Annotated in this window: 1 protein-coding gene; it reads left to right on the forward strand. The window is 31.5% G+C overall.

Annotated elements, in window-relative coordinates; translation table 11 throughout:
- A partial coding sequence (locus tag AC2ETI_RS32660) for a hypothetical protein (RefSeq protein ID WP_483635055.1) occupies positions 1 to 454 on the forward strand: 454 nt, incomplete at both ends.

Below are 454 nucleotides of genomic sequence, written 5' to 3' on the forward strand. Positions count from 1 at the left end.
GATTGTTATAAATCCTAGGAAGCGGCAATTACAATACACTCTATTTCGTGGGGTATTTGGCATCGTATGTTCAGTAGGATTATTAGTTATAACCCAAAAGTTTGCATATGGAATGTTAGGATTACAAACTCCTATCTATTTTATTTTTTCGGTTGGTTTATATATTTTTGCTTTGAATTATTATTATAAAAATCATATTAAAAAACTTCAGGGATCAATCAAAAAATCAAAATCATCGAAAAAAAACTCTAGTTTCGGAGTAGTGGCTTTTGTAGGATTGGGTCAACTCATTGCTAATATCAGTCTTGGTTTTGCAACACAAAAGATGGTAGCAATTGTATTAATGTGTGTATATTCCATGCTTTCGTTTATGTTGTTTCATTTCATTATGGAACTCCATAGGTACTATTATTTAAGGAAGCATATAGAAGATGGGGGTAGAACACATGAAACC

This window comes from Rhodococcus sp. MurmanLake-1, from assembly GCF_056945715.1.